The organism is Clostridium sp. AF19-22AC (assembly GCF_003479085.1).
Classification (GTDB): domain Bacteria; phylum Bacillota; class Clostridia; order Lachnospirales; family Lachnospiraceae; genus Faecalicatena_A; species Faecalicatena_A orotica.
This window is the reverse complement of sequence record NZ_QUGN01000015.1, coordinates 112331-129796: the sequence shown is the minus strand read 5'-3', so window position 1 is coordinate 129796 and position 17466 is coordinate 112331. Positions and strand designations below refer to the sequence as shown.

Sequence of the window (17466 nt, the reverse complement as noted above, 5' to 3'; positions counted from 1 at the left end):
CTCTATTCTCCTTTGCTTGATTTCAGGATCCGACCCATGATGATCTCCTGTGTTGCCTCTGCTGCATCCAGTTCACCGCAAATCCGGCCTTCGTTCATGACATAGATGCGGTCCGACATTCCGAGGACTTCGGGTAATTCCGAGGAAATCATAATCACAGATTTACCGGCTGCCACAAGGTCATTGATAATGCAGTAAATTTCATATTTTGCCCCGACATCAATTCCACGGGTGGGTTCATCCAGAATTAATATATCTGGTTCTGCAAACATCCATTTTGCAAGAAGGACCTTTTGTTGGTTGCCTCCGCTTAAGTTTCCTACATTCTGCTCTACGGACGGGCATTTCGTCTTCAATTTGCCCCTATACTCTTCTGCTACGGCAATTTCCTTATCCTTATCTATCACACCGTGGCTGCTGACTCCCGGTAAGTTTGCAAGAGTCGTATTTACACGGATCGGGTTGCTCAGGATTAACCCGTTCCCTTTTCTGTCTTCTGTCACATATGCGATCTTGTGTTCGATCGCTTCACGCACACTATGCAGCTTTACTTCCCGGCCTTTTATAAATAGCTGCCCGGAAATATCGTTCCCATAGCTTTTTCCGAAAATACTCATGGCGAGCTCGGTGCGCCCTGCTCCCATAAGCCCTGAAATCCCAAGGACTTCACCTTTCCTGACATGCATAGATACGTTATCTACTACTTTCCTGTCAGTATATACCTGATGGTGTACGGTCCAGTTCTTTACTTCTAATGCCACATCGCCAATATTTTTCTGCGTTCTTTTCGGAAAACGGTCAGTCAGTTCCCGGCCTACCATGCCCTGAATAATACGGTCTTCTGTAAATGTATCTTTTTCTTTGTCCAGTGTTTCAATCGTGGAGCCATCCCGGATGACAGTAATCTTATCTGCAACATAGGCAATTTCATTCAGCTTATGTGAGATAATGATGGAGGTCATACCCTGTTTTTTGAATTCCAGCATCAGTTCCAGAAGGGCCTGGGAATCTGCTTCATTCAGGGAAGAGGTCGGCTCATCCAAGATCAGAAGCCGGGCTTTTTTGGCCAATGCTTTAGCAATCTCTACTAACTGTTGTTTTCCAACCCCAATGTCCTTAATCAATGTCCGGGAAGATTCTGAAAGACCCACCTGCCTCAGATATTTATCTGCCTCACCGTAAGTCCTGTTCCAGTCAATGGCAAGCTTTTTCCCCTGCTCATTTCCCAGATACATATTCTCTCCTATTGTCATCTCGGGGACAAGCGCCAGTTCCTGATGGATGATAACGATTCCTTTTTCCTCGCTGTCTTTAATCTTATGGAACTTACAAGTCTCACCCTCGTAAATAATATCGCCCTCATAGGAGCCATGAGGATAGATTCCGCTCAGGACATTCATAAGCGTGGATTTGCCTGCTCCGTTCTCACCAACCAGGGCGTGTATTTCACCTTTTTCCACTTTCAGATTCACGTTGTCCAGGGCTTTTACTCCCGGGAAAGTTTTGGTAATATTTCTCATTTCCAATAAAATATCTGCCAATTTTATTCCTCCCTTTCTTCACAGGTACAGGCGGACATAACTGCCCGCCTGCCCGTTTACCCACATCACTTATTTGAGATCGTCTTCTGTATAATATCCTGAATCTATCAGCATTTCTTTATAGTTATCGATGGTTACAACTGTAGGATCACAAAGGTAAGAAGGGATGATTCCTGTTCCATTGTCATAAGATTCATTATCATTTGTTTCTGCATCTGAACCGCCCATAATTGCGTCTACCATTTTAACGGTCTGTTCTGCAAGTTTTCTGGTGTCTTTAAATACTGACATGGACTGTTTGCCTGCTACGAGGTTCTTTACATTCGGCTTGTCACAATCCTGTCCCGTGATGATTGGCCATTCGCCGTTATAGTTTGTATCCAGTGAATTCTCGACTCCAAGTGCTGTTGAGTCATTGGAGCAGAGTACCACGTCGAGATTCTTATCTGCATAGTGGGAAGCAAGGATGGCATCCATTCTGGACTGTGATTTCTCTGCAGACCAGTCTTCTGTTGCAACTTCCTCTTTTGCTACCTGTCCTGACTGGACAACCAGTTTTCCGGAATCAATATATGGCTGAAGTACATCCATTGCGCCGCCATAGAAGAAGTTTACATTGTTGTCACCCGGGTCACCTGTGAAAATTTCCATATTGAAAGGACCCGCAGCATTGTCCAGATCAAGGGCTTCTACAATATATTCACCCTGTTTCTGCCCTACCAGATAATTGTCAAATGTTGCATAGTATGTTACTGCGGAAGAATTCATAATCAGGCGGTCATATGAAATAACCGGGATTCCTTCTTCTTCTGCCGTTTTCAGTGGTGTTCCCAGAGACTCTCCATCTATGGAGCCGATGACAAGTACTTCACAGCCGCCGGAAATCATATTTTCAATCTGTGAAACCTGAGTATCTACTTTATTACTTGCAAACTGAAGGTCTACCTCATATCCGGCTGCCTCCAGCTGTTTCTTCATGTTCTCTCCGTCCTGATTCCAGCGCTGAAGGTCTTTCGTCGGCATTGCGACACCAATTTTTCCGCTTCCGGCCTCTGTCTTTTTTTCCTCTTTCTTTCCTGAGTCAGTACTGCCTGTTTCATTTCCGCTTGTACATGCTGCCAGTGAGAATGCCATTGCCCCCGCAAGTCCGATTGCCATAAGTCTTTTTGCTCTGTTTTTCATAATGCTTCCTCCATTCGTTTCTTGTTTTTTGATAGTTATAATATACCAATACTGCGTCTGGAGATGTTTGTTATTATCTGCACATATTTACCTGATGAGACAGCAAAAAAAGAGACCAGCATTTTTTTGCCAGTCTCTTTTTGCCAGTGCTATCATTAAAAAGTCTTCTTCCTGTTCAGATCCGGTTTACTCTACATTGAGATAAACATCGCTTCTTGGATGGAAGCCGGAATCTATGATAACCTCATCCATATTGTCAGCAGTTACCGCTACCGGGTCCAGACCATAATAGGGTACCTGGTCGCCATTTTTATTTACCTTATACTCGGACCTTCCAATTAGATCCCCGACCAGACTTTCCCCTTTTGCCAGCTTCACTGCGCATTCGGCAGCGATTCTGGCCAGTTCTTCAATTGGCTTATACACGGTCATTGTCTGTGTACCTTCTACAATCCTCTGGCACGCATCCAGATCTGCATCCTGACCGGTAACGATAACCTTGCCTGCCATCTGGCGCTCACTCAATGCTTTGATTGCATATCCGGCCAGTCCGTCATTGCCGCACATGACTGCATCAAATTCGCGGATATCCTGAAATGCTTCCGTAACCGCCTGAAATCCATTTTCCGGCGCCCAGGATTTGGCGTTGGTCTCACTGACAATGTTTAGTTTACTGCCCTCTATTTCTGCCTTAAAACCATTCAGGACATCCATGCTGTTTGTATCTGCTTTTGGTCCGCTGATCAGCACGACATCTCCGCCATCAGGGAGTTTTTCCATCATCGTATCTGCCATAAGCCTTCCAACCTTCCCGCTGTCTACTGTAACATATAAATCTGCGCCAGTGCTCTGCAGCAGCCGGTCATAAGAGATCACATCTATCCCCTTTTCTCTTGCCTGCGTGATAACTTCTGACAGTGTGTAACAGTCCACCGGGATTACAACAATCGTATCGACGCCTTCTTCAATAAACTGCCTGATCTGCCGTTCCTGTTTCTTGACATCTCCATTTGCATTCTGCACGTCTACCTGTGCTCCCAGCTTCTTAGCTGTGTTTACAAAAATTTCCCGGTCCCTGATCCATCTTTCCAACACAAAAGTGTCAAAGGTAATCCCGATTTTCAGCTCCTTACTTTTTTGATCTTCTTTCTTATCTCCCTGTTTTTCTGCCGTATTGCAGGATGCCAGCAGCATAGCTGCTGCCAGACAGATACTAAGGAGCCGCCATTTCTTTTTATACATCTGTCCTTCCCCCTTCCCGGTACTCAGTCGGTGTCAGCCCTGTCCATTTTTTAAAGATACGGCTAAAATAATTAGGATCACTATAGCCGGATTCATGGCAGATTTCCTTGATACTTTTCTGGCTGTAGCCCAGCTCGTTTTTTGCATATTCAATCCGAAGCTTCGTTACATATTCTATGTAATTGACGCCCTCAGCTTCTTTGAAAAGTTTGCTGAGATAATAAGGGCTTATATTGACCTGCTGCGCCACTGTCTCCAGAGATAAGTCACTGGAAAAATGAGATGCGATATAAGAGAGCGCTTTTTCTACTACATTATCTGTCTTTTCCTGCTGCTTCATGGCTACGTGCCGGCATGCGGCAGACATTTTTTCGACAAACCATACCTTCAGCTCATCATAGTTCTGCAGGGCCATTACAATATCCAGATATTCCTTCCTATCCTCAAGGCGGTAAACAATTGCGCCCTGCAAATATGCAGTCTGCTCCGCAAATAAAACAAATTCCATGACCTTGAGCCTTGCTACATTGTTCAGCTCCTTTGTCGTTTCACGCAGCCATTCCATGAACTCAATTGCACATTTACGCATATTCTGTTCATCTCCTCTGGAAATTGAGGCAAATAACTCTTTTTCGAGCTCGCTCGGGTAATTATCTTCGTAAATGCAGCCGACGGACAGATCTTTTGCATGTGTAACTTTCCCGACACCCTGGCGTACCGCCTCCAAGGCCTCTTTGTAAGATTCAGTAGCTGCCCCCCACTGTTTCACCAGACCAATTCCCGCTTTAAATTTCAGCTCGGTCTGCTGCTCAAGTTTGCGGAGCAGGGAACGGATATTATCAATTTTTGCTACCCGCTCTTCATAGGACTCCTCCTCTTCATTACATGGTACAAGTACAATGACCTTGTTGGCCATGAGGGCGCCGACAATCCCGCCTGTCATTTCTTTGATGATTTCCCGGAAGATTAGATAATGCTTCTGAAGCCGGATGCCTGCACCTACTGTGTTTGACAGGACCCCTTTACGCAGCTCATCCCCGCATTCAATCACCAGTGCGTAGCTGTAAGCTGTTTCAATATCCAAGAGTCCTCTGTATGTGGCCTGTTCTTCCTCTCCGGCCTCTTCCAGCAGCACGCTGTAGATAAATCCGCTTTCAATCATGGGGACAACTGCTTCCAGTTTTTCTTTTACTTTCAGGTCATATCTGGCCTTTTCTTTCCGTTCCTTTACTTTTGCAAGAGCTTTTCTCAGGACGTCAATCACGGTATCTTTTCCGATCGGCTTTGTCAGATATGCCATTACCCCGACATCTATGGACCGCTGTGAATATTCGAATTTATCGTAAGCAGTAATGACGATAAAAATAACATTTTTATTTTCCTTTCGTATCTCCTGCATTGCTTCAATCCCGTTGATACCGGGCATCTGGATGTCCATGAAGATAACATCCGGGCGAAAGGATTCTGCTAGTTCTATTGCTGTTCTGCCATTTTTCGCAGATTCGATCTCACATTCGTTTCCAAATCCTTTGCGTATCATAAACTTTAAGGATTCCTGCACAATCCCCTCATCGTCACAGATTAGTATCTTAGCCATCCATATTTCCCCCTCTTTCTCTAGGAATTGATATTACCGTTTCTGTTCCGCCCTGTCTGCCGGGTCCTATGTAAAACACATCCTGAGTATTATAGTACCTGCGCAGGCGGTTGATTACATTGTCCAGGCCGATACCTGCCGAATCCCTCTCCTGCTGGCTGTGTGCACTTTCTCCGTTCATGATTTTCTCTGCCTTCTCCGGTTCAATTCCCGTCCCATTATCCGTCACTTTAATATAAATATGGTCACCGTCGCTATAGACAAAAAGAGAGATTTCGCCGTCCCCTTCCATGCCCCGGATTCCATGATTTACAGAATTTTCTATTACAGGCTGGAGAATCATGCTTGGCATAGATACATCAAGCAGCCGTTCGTCGATCTGCTTGTTATAATGGATCTCTCCTGAAAATCTGACATTCAGGATGTATACATAATTGTCTGCCAGTTCCAGTTCTTCCTTCAATGTGGTATCCTTGTCCATCATCCTGACATTATACCGGAAGAAATCAGCCATGTTCTGTATGAAAGTACACGTCTGCTCCGCCCCTTCCATCATGGCAAGCTGGGCCCCTGCATTCAGGCTGTTGAAGAGAAAATGTGGGTTAATCTGTGCCTGCAGGTATTTTAGCTGGGCTTCTTTTAAATCATTTTTCATTACCAGTTCGTTTTCAATCAGGCGGTTTTCCCGTTCGTAATTCTCTTTCGTAGTCCGGATGTATTCCCGTATGCTGTCAAGCATCTTATTGCAGGCCTTCGCAACAGTACTGATTTCATCACCTGTCTCCACAATCGGGAAGGTGACCTCCATATTGCCCCGGGCGATTTCATTTGCCGCATCTGCAAGTTCTACCAATGGCTTTGTGATGCTCCTTGTCATCACTATCGTCCAAAATGCCGCGACGGCAGCTACTGCGCCTAAAAGTACCACGCTTATCATGACCACGTAGTTCAAAGAGGTCCGTAAAAGGGAATACTTTTGTGAATTCTTTAAAAAGACAGTTGTATTATTGCTGTGGATGCTCGTCTGCAGAAAATCATATAACTGTTCTGCTTCCTGATATAATTCATTATATCTTGTGACATTCCGTCCCCGTTTTGCTGTTACTGCATCTGTGGTTTTATCCAAATAGGTCATAGATATATTGAATATATTCTTCTCTGCCAGCCTGATTGGGTTATTGACGGTCCCCTCATTCAGCTCCTCCAACATATCACGGTATTCCTGTTCATACAGATAATAGCTTTCTAAGGAATCTGAGCTCTTTGTATTCAGGTATTGACCAAGCATATCCTCCAGGTTCAACAGCGTCTCGGATAGTTCATTCAACTGGATATTGCTGCTGTATACACTGTCTATTTCCCGGATTGTTTTATTCAGTCTGAAATAAACATAGATGTTTACTATAAGTACTACAGCCACTACAAGCACAAAAATCTCCAGCAGCTTCATCCGGATTGATTTATATCTCCTGCCTCTTTTATTATTCATCTTCCTGCCCCGCATAGTCATCAATATTTTCCTGTGTAATCAGCCTTGAATCTACCTGCAGATATTCGCTTACATAACCTTTCTGGAAATAGTCATTAAGACCGTCGATTCCTGCACGTCCGATTTCCTCTGTTTCAATTACAATTGTGGAATCAATGATCCCTTTCTGTATCCCATCGAGTATTTCTGAGGATGTATAATAACCAATGATCGAAACCTTCCCGACCAGGTTATAGTCAATCACGCACTGGCATGCACTTATGGTATCCGCTGCATTCAGACAGACAATCATATCCGGGCGTTCTTCTTCGCCAAGCAGGATATCCCGGATTGTCTCTTCCGATTCGAATTCCCCGCCGCTGCCGGATGCCGATGTGGACCAGACAATTTCTTCACCTGGAACTTTCTTAGTTACATAATCCCGGATGCCGGAATAGAGCAGGTTGGGGGTGGACTCCTCTTCCTTCTGCCCGGTCATGACTGCAATCCTGACAGCCCTGTCTGATGCTTTCTCTACTGTCTGATCCTGTTTGCCAATCAGCTTGACTACCCGTTCACCGTACAGTTCACCGAGCCGGTAATCATTTGCGGTTACAAAGCTTAGTCTCTTGCTGTTTGGATTATCCTCCAGAATGGTAATGACAGGTATCGGCACTTCATCGTCTGCTGCTTCCTGAATCAGCTTATTCGTATCCTCAGAACCGTCCGCCCTGATAATAATCCCGTCTACTTTCGCGGCGATTGCCATTTGCAGCAGCTCCTTACAGCTATAGTCTGAGGATAGGCCCGCACCAAAATTCTCTACATACATGCTGTACTTTTCGCCCTGTGCTCTGGCTCCTTCATAGATAGAATTCCAGAAATCATCCTTGGAGGAGCTTCCGCCGATCATTGCAATATGGTAATCGTAACTTTTTTCTTCCTCTGTGCCATTATCTCCCAGAGAAATTTTTCCGTTCAGCGTTATCTCCGCTATGCCGATTACGGCAGTAACAAGGAGGAGCATAGCGATGACCAGGATATGTATTTTTATATTCTTATTCTGAAACTTTTTCATCTCGGGTCCCTTTTCCACGGTTTTTCTTCTATTATATCAATTCCTGATTTCCTGCACAGGCAAATAATTCATACAATTATAGCATTTTTTTGTACTGGTGCAGCAGAATATTGGAAAAAAATAGAATTGGTATTGGTGGGCTGTATGGATTATCCCATAGTTATCCAACAGATATCCACATGTTACAAACAAAATTTTGAAGCCAATACAAAGAAAATATATTGTAATCTAATCTACAGTATGCTATTCTAAATCTGCTCATGGAAGGTCTATCCATGAAACAAAAGGATCCGTTTATTCAAATGGTCAGGAAACAGACCATCTAAAAGGGAATATTCCCCCGTTTTTACCAAACAGTTCACACTAAAATACGTTCCGTTTATAGAAAGAAGGGGCTTGATTATACTTGATTTATTTCTTATACTCTAGGTATAAGGAAATTGTAACTGTTTAATAGCTACAGACAGTTACCAGAAAAACCAAGCCTCTCCTGTGAACGGAACCAAGCACAAAGGAGGGTGCTTATGACAGTAAAAGAAAACAGAGAATACAAGAACAGCTTATTTGTAGACCTATTCTTCGAAGATGCACTGGCGGAAGAGAATGATATCTCTTTATATAATGCGTTGCATGATGAGCCGCTGCCCGAAGGAACCTCGATACAGAAGATACGCGTAGACGATATCCTGTATCTGAACTTCAAGAATGATGTCTCCTTTGGGGTCGGCGGGAAGGTCATGGTGTTCGGGGAACACCAGTCTACCATCAATGAGAACATGCCGCTTCGGAGCCTGATGTATATCGGGCGGGCGTATGAGAAGATTGTCCCGGTCAGGGACAGGTATAAGAAAAGGCTGGTAGAGCTGCCAAAACCTGAATTCTACACGTTCTACAACGGCGAGAAAGACTGGGTAACAGAAAAGGTCCTAAAACTCTCAGATGCCTATATGGTTCAGGATGGTCCCCCTATGCTTGATCTGGAAGTAAAAGTGATCAATATCAACCCGGCACAGCAGCATAAGGTTCTGGAAAAATGCAGGGTTCTGAAGGAATACGGGCAGTTCGTAGATATCTTACGGGATTATCAGGCGAAAGGGGACAGCGATGCCTTCAAACATACTATTGAGCAGTGCATAGATTCCGGTATTCTCGCAGATTATCTAAAAAAGAAAGGCAGTGAGGTGATCAATATGCTGATAGCCGAATATGATTATGACATGGACATTGAGGTACAGCGTGAAGAGGCATATACCGAAGGGCTGAGCCGTGGCAGAGAGGAAGGTCGAGAGGATAAGTTAATTGAACTCATAAAAAAGAAACTGTCCAAGGGAAAAAGTCCGGAAGAAATTGCTGGTGAACTGGAGGAATCTGTTGAGACTATACAGGAGCTAATCGCTTCTTTGAAGAAGGACTCTTAAAGCAGTATTGTGTTAATAGCAGGAAGTTCCCCGCATCTGTATTTTGCTACATAGATGCGAGGGGACTTCCTTCTCTTTTTATATCCGGTATAAATGAACTTCCCCTGTGATGCCGCTTCCCCCAGCCGGTGGAACTGCCAGCATTTTCCGGTATCCTTCCAGTAGTGGATAGCATTGCCGTTCTAACGTGGTAGCTACTTCGATCCGCAAAGTATTCTCCCCTTCTCTCCCGGACAATTCATAGATATAGTCTGGTACAATCTGAATCCCTGCGCTGACTCCGTTTAAAAATACCTCTACACCCTCTGCTGCATCAGTAATTATAAGTTTTAAGGCACTGTTTTTTTCAAGGCTGAAATGTGTTTCGTATCTTACAAACCCGGAGAATTCCGGCTGTTCCTCAGCAAGCTTGTCTGGCAAAACAAGTCCTTTGGCGGGTCCGAATGCAGGATAGGATGCCCCCTCGCATGTGGAACGTTTCCAATCTGCAAGAGTAATTTCGTTTCCCAAAGAAGCCGTTGGAGCATATAAATTTCCGGTGTACTCTCCGCATACAATAAAAGAACTTTTTAGTGGTACTAGCTTTATATTGATTTTCAGGCCACCGTTCATCGCAGCTGCATCTGCAGTTTCTGCGCGGTTGGACCATGCATCATACAAATATGCACCTCCATAGATTCCCGGCAGATAAATCGTGCCTTCGTACACTTCTGTTCCCTCATTTACGAGCATAAAAACCGGAGTGTCCCCCAAAATATGCAGAATGCGGATTCTGTCATTCGACGGCTCCAACAGTGGTGCAGGCAGTTCGCGGGCAGACACGGCATCTGCGAGACTGCCAAGAGGTACCTCAGGGCATTCCAGCAGAATTTCTGGCAGCCCGCCTTCACTATCACAAAGAGCTGTTGGCTTTCTATCTGCAAAAATCACAGAAAGCCCGGCCTTTTTCAGTTCTGCCAGCCCCAGAGCTGCGGCTTCTGGAATCCGGCGGCATCCGGGAACAATCAGTATGTGATATTCCTGTCCGTTTACCAGAAAGGGGTTCCCTGTCCGGGCTTTGTAAAATTCCGGTTTTGCGAAAACGTCGGCGGGGATCACATGGCAGTCAATCTGGCGGTCATAAAGTACGCGCAGTGCTTTTTCAAACGGCATGGCATCTTTATCACACCATTCGGCTTCCCCGTGGTAAAGGATAGCTGCCGGTACCTGATGTTTCCCGGAGCTGGTGATCGTGGCTGCACGATTCATGTAATTCATCAGTTCCCCGAAATGGCGGTACTGTGGATTGTGTCCGTGTGCATAAAAATGCGGCGGGCAGTCCGGGTCCGGGAAGTCCTTCCCGCTGAACGCATGAGGTACGAAGTAGTTAATCCCCCGCACTAAAAAGTGGTCTGCCAGATATTTTTCCAGTTTTACGCCTTCCTGCCATCCGTAGTTCCCAAAGATTTCACACATCGAATTTCCTTTTTTCAGTGGTTCGATTGCAGCCGCACTCTGTGCCAGTTTGGCAAGGCCATAGTGGTAAAATTCTCCGTTTCGCGGCTGACGCATATGATTTACTTTCGGCTCATCTTCTCCCTGCGGCAGTACCTGACCGCCAATATCGTCGATTCCTGCCATGTCCTGTCCCTCAAGGCCTCTGAAATAATGCCCGAGGCTGGAGCCGGTCCTGCAGTGCTGGCCGTCGTCTTCAATGACATGCCCGATATAAGACACGTGGTGTTTTCGGCACCAGTCTCCGATCTGCCAGCTGAAACTTTCTCTGACAAGGCTGGTCAGTTCATCCATATACACATAATGCACCAGTGATGTCTCCGAATCCGTTTCCTGACTCCAAAGTGCGGAAAGCTTCCGCTCCCATCCTGTTCCCAGCCGGGCGGAAATTTTTTCCTGAAGGGTTTTCCCCCAGGGCAGGTCCTGACGGCACCCTAACAGGTTTTCTTTATTGTATAAAAAACCGTTTCCCAATTCTGGCTCATCGGAGAAAAATCCAGCAATCGTATTCCCGAAATCTGCGGCATAATGCTTGTAGTGTGCTTCATATACCGTATCAATTAATAATTTGCAGCTGTCCTTTTCCGTGACATTTATGTAGTCACGATGATACCCGCTGTTATGACTTGCTGTGATAACACTTAACCGGCACCTGCCCGGTGCCTTTTCAAAAGTGACAGTTTCTTTTCGGGCCTGTCCGGTGAGGTCAAGAATTGTGCCGTCTTCCATTCGTGCAGTGACACTCAGAATGATATCGGTATCATGGCTGAATACCCTTGCCGGTGGCTGGTTAAAATACATCGCCTCCATTGCAGAGACATTTTCTCTTTCCGGTGCATCCATTAATCCCTGTTCCCGCAATCGGATGCACTGTATTCCGGCGCTGCCCGTTAGTTCCAGTGTATTGCAGAATAGATTCTGTTTGCACAATCCATCCACGGCCTGAAGTACAGCGCCGTTGGCAAACCCGGTGGGGAAATGGCTGTCATCCAGTATCCACACTTTCATATTCCGTTTGCGCGCCTCATCCAGAATGATATCCATGTCCTGCCACCATTTCGGGCCGCAGAAATCAGGGTGGGGCCTGCTCTCTATGCAGACTGCCCCGCAGTTTGCCCCGTGTATGGCCGCCATCATTTCGCGTATTGTACTTTCTGATTCCCCGTGCTGCCAGAAAAAGGGCAGGATATGGTTATCCCAGTTTCCATTTAATATTTTTTCGATAGTCTGATTCATAGATCCTTATACCTTTCTTTGAAGAATACATGATTATAAATGCATCTTTAAAAATTCCGCACTGACTTGCAGGGACTTTACAGGTGATTTATCAACCCAGTTTTTGTGGCTTTCTAAAATCACGGCATCTACATTTACTTTTTTTGCCTGTTCTATTAATTCCTCCAGATTCAGATTGCCATATCCCAGTTCCATGCTGTCGGATTTTAAGATCGGGGTCATGGATGGGCCATGTGCCCTCGTACCCCGGTCATTTATATGGTACAGTTTCATCCTGTTTCCCAGCATTTCCATGAGCGTAATTGGGGAAACCCCGGCCTCCGCCGGCCAGTAGGAATCGAATTCAAAATTCACATATTCCGGATTTGTTTCTTCCGTAATTAAGTCAAATGCCGTTTTTCCATTCTCCACTTTCCGGAATTCACAATTGTGGTTATGGTATAAAAGGGAAATATGATCCTTTTTTAGCCGTTCTCCCGCCTGATTCAGATCTTCTGTCAAATGAAGAGCAGCTTCTTTATCGGAATAGTCAAACCGGTACATGCCTGTAATGACAATCTTGTCTGTACCGAAATTTTTTGCCTCCTCAATCACAGTTTCTGGTTCTCTTTTTATCGTTCCTAAATCTTCATGTATGCTGACAACAGACAGCCCGGCTTGCTTTACTAATTTGGCCCAGTCGAGGCCGCCGCCTTTTCCTACGGGCATCCCTGCCATCTGGGTCATCATCCGCACGAGAAAAGAAGTCGGACGGATCATAAACCCGTTTAATTCGATTCCGTCATATCCGGCTCTCCTGACTACATCTAATGTCTCCGCTGCCTGCTTTTCATTTTTTGTTACCGTTCCCAGCATAATCTGCTGAACTGCTTTTAATGCCATTTTGTATAGTCCATCTCCCTTCGTATATATGAATTTTATAATAGAGCGTGTTTTTCTGTGTTATTTTTCTCGGGATTATGTTCAATAATTAAAGGAGTTACCGGAATATCGTCCTTTTTTACCTGTTTTTTCATGAGCATATGGTACCGCCAGAGACATATACCAAATGCAATTCCTGCCGACACCCCGTCTGCCACGGTATGTGCTGCTGCGATCCCCGTAAAGCCTAATATCCGGTTCATGAAATATAGGGATGGAATCAACAAAACCCCCTGTCTTAGAAGCGAAACCCCTGTGGCGGCCATTGCATTTCCGGCTGCCTGCAAAAAGCTGGTGCTGAGGTAATAAAAACCGACAACTGGACTTGCTATGACCAAAAACAGGAGCATGCTTTCTCCCATTGCTATTGCATCTGTGTTCTTTAGAAACAGTCCAATCAGTTCATGTCTGGCAAGAAAGCTTGCAGCAGCTGCAAACAGGCCGAGTAAAAATGTAAGTAGCCCCACCTTTTGCAGGATTTCTTTTAACCGGGCCAGATTGTTTGATCCGTAGTTGTAAGCCATCAGTGGCTGTACACCCATGCAGATTCCCATCTGGATCATGCCGATGATCATGGTCGCTTTACCCGCTGCCGCCATAGCAGCAATGGCATTGGTTCCATAACCGGCAAGGAGCTGGTTGGCAAATGTGGAGGCAAATCCGGACAACAGTCCGCTGATCCCATTCGGAAGGCCCACGGCCATAATATGAAAAATGACTTTGGGATTTTTGCGGGCGTAAATAGGTGAAATGGTTAAGACATCTGCCTTTTTTATAATATAATAAATATAAAATATGCTGCTGACCAAATTCCCGGTTACAGTCGCGGCTGCCGCCCCGCTTACACCCATATGGAACCCAAGAATAAGTATGGGATCCAGAATAATATTCAGTACCGTTCCCGCCATGTTTCCAAGCAGTCCTTCCTTAATCGCACCGTCTGCCCGGAGGATACATGCCATAGCAGTCGAAAAGAGCATAAATGGCACACCAAATGTAAGGGTCTTCATATACGTTTCTGCATAGGGTATGATTTCTTCACCTGCCCCAAGAAAATGCAGCAAAGGCTTTGCACCTGCCGCAATTCCGGCCAGACAGATTATACCGAATATTAATGTTGCCAGACAACATACACTTGAACATATTTTTGCTTTTTCTATGTCTCCTTCCCCGGAAGCACCTGCAATGACAGAACAGCCGCCTACGCCAATCATCGTTGCCACGGCCATTACAAGTGAAAATACCGGCCCAACTACGGATACCGCTGCCACCTGGGCTGCATCTTCCAGCTGTCCGATAAAAAACATATCCGCCATGTTGTAAAATACCATAATGAGTATGGTGATACAGGAAGGCACAGCCAGGGAAAAGACTGCCTTCCATACTGATTTATTCTGAAACAGCTCCTGACTTTTTAATACCTGCTCATTCATATCTTAAGAACCTCCATAATATGCTTATGTTTTTAGACATCTGTTGATTTATTCAACATAATTGATTATAATCATGATAAAAGTTGAAAAACAGACTGATTACATATAAGGTGACAAATTATGACTACGGAACAAAAACTATCCTTTTTTCAGGAATTGATTAATTGCAGTTACCCTTTATATCACTGGGAATATGATTCGTCCATGAACCTCCTGAGTTCTAACTGGACAAAGGAGTTGTTTTCGGGGGACTTTTTTTCCTACATTGGTTTTCACAAATTAATCCAGAAGCACATCAGTGATGGGAATCAGTCGCCGGTCATATTGGAGGCAGGCTATAACCTGATATGGATTGCCGGATTCGAGTTCAGGGATATGCAGCTTCACAGATGTTATTTTATCGGACCGGTTTTAAGTGGCAGGGATTCGCATATGAAAATCCGTAAAAGACTCGATTCATATGAACTCTCTGCAAAGCTGCGTTTTACTATTTTTAAAACATTTGAAGAGATCCCGTCCATCCCGAACAATATCGTAACACAGTATGCGGTCATGCTTCATTATTGCCTGAACCATGAGAAAGTTGTTTCTGGTGATGTGAGGTATCTTAATCCTTATGCATCAGATAAAGATACTGCAGTCCGCACGGACACTTCCACGCATACAGGAATCTGGGTGAATGAGCAGAAGCTTCTGAAAATGATTTCGGAAGGGGACCCCCATTATAAGGAGGCCCTTCAACAGTCCTCGTCGCTGAGTTATGGAGTCAAAGCAGAGTTTGGGGATCCCATACGCTCACATAAGAACAACAGTCTTGTTTTGCTTACTCTATGTTCCCGTGCATGCATAGAGGGCGGCCTTTCCCCCACAATTGCTTATGACTTAAATGACTACTATGCAAAAAGGATTGAGGAATGTAAGTCCTTAACCGACACTACAAATCTATGCTCGGAAATGCTGGAGGATTTTGTGGCACGGGTGCGTGAGGCGAAAGAACAGGAATCTGTCTCCGGTCTGATCCAGAATGCCTGTGAATATATCAAGAACCATCTGACAGAGCCTCTTTCCATAAAGGTTCTCGCCCACAACACAGGATACTCAGAATATTATTTCTCCCACAAATTTAAAAAGGAAATGGGATGCAGTGTGAATGACTATATATTGCAGAACCGGCTGGAACAGGCAAAACTGCTTCTGGCAGGAACGAATGACAGTATCCAGACGATCAGCGATAACCTTTCCTTTAGTAACCGCAGTTATTTCTACACTTGTTTTACAAGACATGTCGGCATTTCACCGAGTGAATACCGCAGGAAAAACGGGAAGCTTTGAGGGGCTTCCCGTTTTTCCTACTCACCTTTGATGGCTGCCTTTTTTTCGGTAATTCGTTTTTGAATATCTACCATATCTGCTTTCGTTAAATGGCAGAATTTCATAGCAATCAGGGTGAATATCCATCCAAGGATCGGCAGGCCGAACATGATGATTGTGGTCACCCAGAAAATCTGTGGTGTTGAAGCATCTCCGGGCTGGGGCATAGTGGAGGTATACCCAATCAGGGCAACACAGCCTGTTGCAATGACAGCAGAGAATGAAGAAACAATTTTGTCAATGAAGCTGTAAATACCTGTGACAACCGCAGGAACGTAGCGTCCGCTCCGGTCCATTTCGTAATCGATAATATCTGACATAAATGAGGTACCCGCTGTTGTAACACACATATTCGCACCATTTTTTGCCAGAGTCAGGATTACATAGAGGATCATGAAAATACCCATGTCGGCGATTTTTTTCGGGTCAATCACAATGAAGAATCCCCACATGACCACACTGATCACGATACAAATCCGGGTCCAGCTTACGATGGTAATCTGGCTGCCGTGTTTTCCTGCATATCTGGCCCCTACGACGGCAAAAAGAAGGGAAGGAAGCATCCCGATTACACTGAGTATTGTTGCAAGCCCCATATTTCCGATAATAATTCCGTTCAGCATAGTTGTTATGATTGCCTGAGAAGTTGTCTGCTGGGCAATCTTGTCAGAAGCCGAAGATATGATGTAGCACTGCAGCGGACGGTTATTTTTCAGGATTTCAATCATGTCTTTGAGCTTAAGGCTCTCTTTTTTCTTCATGAGGCCGGTAAAGTTTTCCGGTTTATCATATTCAGAAACACCGATGCATACGAGAACGACACCGACTGCGGCAACTGCCAGGCAAAGCTTACAGGCACTTGCTAAAAACCCGAGATTATATGTACCGCCGAACTTCGGGAGAAGGACCACGTTTAACACAATACTCAGTACCATTGGAAGAAGGTAATTCAATGCCGTTGACCAGACACTGACCGTGGGGCGCTGTTTCGGGTCATTGCTGATTAAGGGGTTGATGGTGAGTGCAGTCATATTGGCAATTGTGTAGCCAATGATGTATACAATGTAGCACAGGGTAAACGCGACAATTCCAAGGCCTTTTCCGGCGCCCCAGTTGTACATGGTCATTAGGGCAAGCGCTTCAATAACAAAACCAATTATTATTAGAATCCTTATTTTGCCAAACCGTGTGTTGACTTTGTCATAGATAAATGCAAGGAGCGGGTCGGTTATTCCGTCAAGGATACGTGTCCATGTCAGGATAACGCCCACAACAGCAGTGCTGATGCCGAAGCCGATACTTGCCGTGTAGCTTGCCAGCCCGATGAGTGAGTACATGCTCATTCCGATAAATGCATTGCATGCAACTAAAATAATCTGCCAGAGCTTTGCCCGCCGGTACTGTACACCGTCAATCTCACTCTGCGTAAGTTTTTCTTTCTTTGCCATGATAAATAAATCCTCCGTTTCCTTTGTTCGTGTCTGT

Annotated in this window: 12 protein-coding genes; 2 read left to right on the top strand and 10 right to left on the bottom strand. The window is 45.0% G+C overall.

Going from position 1 to position 17466, the window contains the following annotated elements; translation table 11 throughout:
- Window positions 1-2: 2 nt before the first annotated feature.
- From mmsA to DWX43_RS17240, 6 genes are all read right to left on the bottom strand, one after another.
- Entirely contained in the window at window positions 3-1541 is a 1539-nt protein-coding gene (gene mmsA, locus DWX43_RS17265; RefSeq protein ID WP_118621204.1) for a multiple monosaccharide ABC transporter ATP-binding protein, read from the bottom strand.
- Between the two features lie 69 nt (window positions 1542-1610).
- The gene (gene chvE, locus DWX43_RS17260) at window positions 1611-2723 is read right to left on the bottom strand and encodes a multiple monosaccharide ABC transporter substrate-binding protein (protein WP_109731698.1); all 1113 of its coding nucleotides are present in this window, start codon (window positions 2721-2723) and stop codon (window positions 1611-1613) included.
- Between the two features lie 186 nt (window positions 2724-2909).
- Window positions 2910-3965: a substrate-binding domain-containing protein gene (locus DWX43_RS17255; protein ID WP_118621203.1), complete on the bottom strand. Its 1056-nt coding sequence runs from the start codon at window positions 3963-3965 to the stop codon at window positions 2910-2912.
- Window positions 3958-5562, bottom strand: coding sequence for a response regulator (locus DWX43_RS17250; RefSeq protein ID WP_109731696.1), 1605 nt, complete (start codon window positions 5560-5562; stop codon window positions 3958-3960). The genes DWX43_RS17255 and DWX43_RS17250 overlap by 8 nt, the downstream gene beginning before the upstream one ends.
- A complete protein-coding gene (locus DWX43_RS17245; RefSeq protein WP_182440749.1) occupies window positions 5555-7051 on the bottom strand; it encodes a histidine kinase in 1497 nt (498 codons plus the stop codon). The genes DWX43_RS17250 and DWX43_RS17245 overlap by 8 nt, the downstream gene beginning before the upstream one ends.
- Window positions 7044-8108, bottom strand: coding sequence for a substrate-binding domain-containing protein (locus tag DWX43_RS17240; RefSeq protein ID WP_118621201.1), 1065 nt, complete (start codon window positions 8106-8108; stop codon window positions 7044-7046). The genes DWX43_RS17245 and DWX43_RS17240 overlap by 8 nt, the downstream gene beginning before the upstream one ends.
- A gap of 524 nt (window positions 8109-8632) precedes the next feature.
- Here DWX43_RS17240 and DWX43_RS17230 point away from each other — a divergent pair.
- A complete protein-coding gene (locus DWX43_RS17230) occupies window positions 8633-9526 on the top strand; it encodes a hypothetical protein (protein WP_118621199.1) in 894 nt (297 codons plus the stop codon).
- A 78-nt stretch (window positions 9527-9604) separates the two neighbouring features.
- Here DWX43_RS17230 and DWX43_RS17225 read toward each other — a convergent pair whose 3' ends face one another.
- Genes DWX43_RS17225 through DWX43_RS17215 form a run of 3 tightly spaced genes read right to left on the bottom strand, consistent with a single transcriptional unit; the run spans window position 9605 to window position 14610 of the window.
- Entirely contained in the window at window positions 9605-12256 is a 2652-nt protein-coding gene (locus DWX43_RS17225; RefSeq protein ID WP_118621198.1) for a hypothetical protein, read from the bottom strand.
- Window positions 12257-12289: 33 nt separating this feature from the next.
- On the bottom strand, window positions 12290-13138 hold the full coding sequence (locus tag DWX43_RS17220; RefSeq protein ID WP_118621197.1) for a TIM barrel protein: 849 nt from the start codon (window positions 13136-13138) through the stop codon (window positions 12290-12292).
- A gap of 35 nt (window positions 13139-13173) precedes the next feature.
- Window positions 13174-14610, bottom strand: a complete 1437-nt coding sequence (locus tag DWX43_RS17215) for an MATE family efflux transporter (protein ID WP_118621196.1) — start codon at window positions 14608-14610, stop codon at window positions 13174-13176.
- 120 nt (window positions 14611-14730) lie between these two features.
- Here DWX43_RS17215 and DWX43_RS17210 point away from each other — a divergent pair, with 120 nt between their 5' ends.
- Complete coding sequence (locus DWX43_RS17210; protein ID WP_109731685.1) at window positions 14731-15942, top strand: AraC family transcriptional regulator; 1212 nt, start codon at window positions 14731-14733, stop codon at window positions 15940-15942.
- A 17-nt stretch (window positions 15943-15959) separates the two neighbouring features.
- On the opposite strand, the gene DWX43_RS17205 is transcribed toward DWX43_RS17210, so the two are convergent.
- Window positions 15960-17429: an MFS transporter gene (locus DWX43_RS17205; RefSeq protein WP_118621195.1), complete on the bottom strand. Its 1470-nt coding sequence runs from the start codon at window positions 17427-17429 to the stop codon at window positions 15960-15962.
- Between the last annotated feature and the right edge of the window lie 37 nt (window positions 17430-17466).

What these genes read in the sequence shown, in the direction of transcription:
- chvE (WP_109731698.1), bottom strand. Translation starts at nt 2,723, where the DNA reads ATGAAAAACAGAGCAAAAAGACTTATGGCAATCGGACTTGCGGGGGCA.
- DWX43_RS17255 (WP_118621203.1), bottom strand. Translation starts at nt 3,965, where the DNA reads ATGTATAAAAAGAAATGGCGGCTCCTTAGTATCTGTCTGGCAGCAGCT.
- DWX43_RS17250 (WP_109731696.1), bottom strand. Translation starts at nt 5,562, where the DNA reads ATGGCTAAGATACTAATCTGTGACGATGAGGGGATTGTGCAGGAATCC.
- DWX43_RS17245 (WP_182440749.1), bottom strand. Translation starts at nt 7,051, where the DNA reads ATGAATAATAAAAGAGGCAGGAGATATAAATCAATCCGGATGAAGCTG.
- DWX43_RS17240 (WP_118621201.1), bottom strand. Translation starts at nt 8,108, where the DNA reads ATGAAAAAGTTTCAGAATAAGAATATAAAAATACATATCCTGGTCATC.
- DWX43_RS17230 (WP_118621199.1), top strand. Translation starts at nt 8,633, where the DNA reads ATGACAGTAAAAGAAAACAGAGAATACAAGAACAGCTTATTTGTAGAC.
- DWX43_RS17225 (WP_118621198.1), bottom strand. Translation starts at nt 12,256, where the DNA reads ATGAATCAGACTATCGAAAAAATATTAAATGGAAACTGGGATAACCAT.
- DWX43_RS17220 (WP_118621197.1), bottom strand. Translation starts at nt 13,138, where the DNA reads ATGGCATTAAAAGCAGTTCAGCAGATTATGCTGGGAACGGTAACAAAA.
- DWX43_RS17215 (WP_118621196.1), bottom strand. Translation starts at nt 14,610, where the DNA reads ATGAATGAGCAGGTATTAAAAAGTCAGGAGCTGTTTCAGAATAAATCA.
- DWX43_RS17210 (WP_109731685.1), top strand. Translation starts at nt 14,731, where the DNA reads ATGACTACGGAACAAAAACTATCCTTTTTTCAGGAATTGATTAATTGC.
- DWX43_RS17205 (WP_118621195.1), bottom strand. Translation starts at nt 17,429, where the DNA reads ATGGCAAAGAAAGAAAAACTTACGCAGAGTGAGATTGACGGTGTACAG.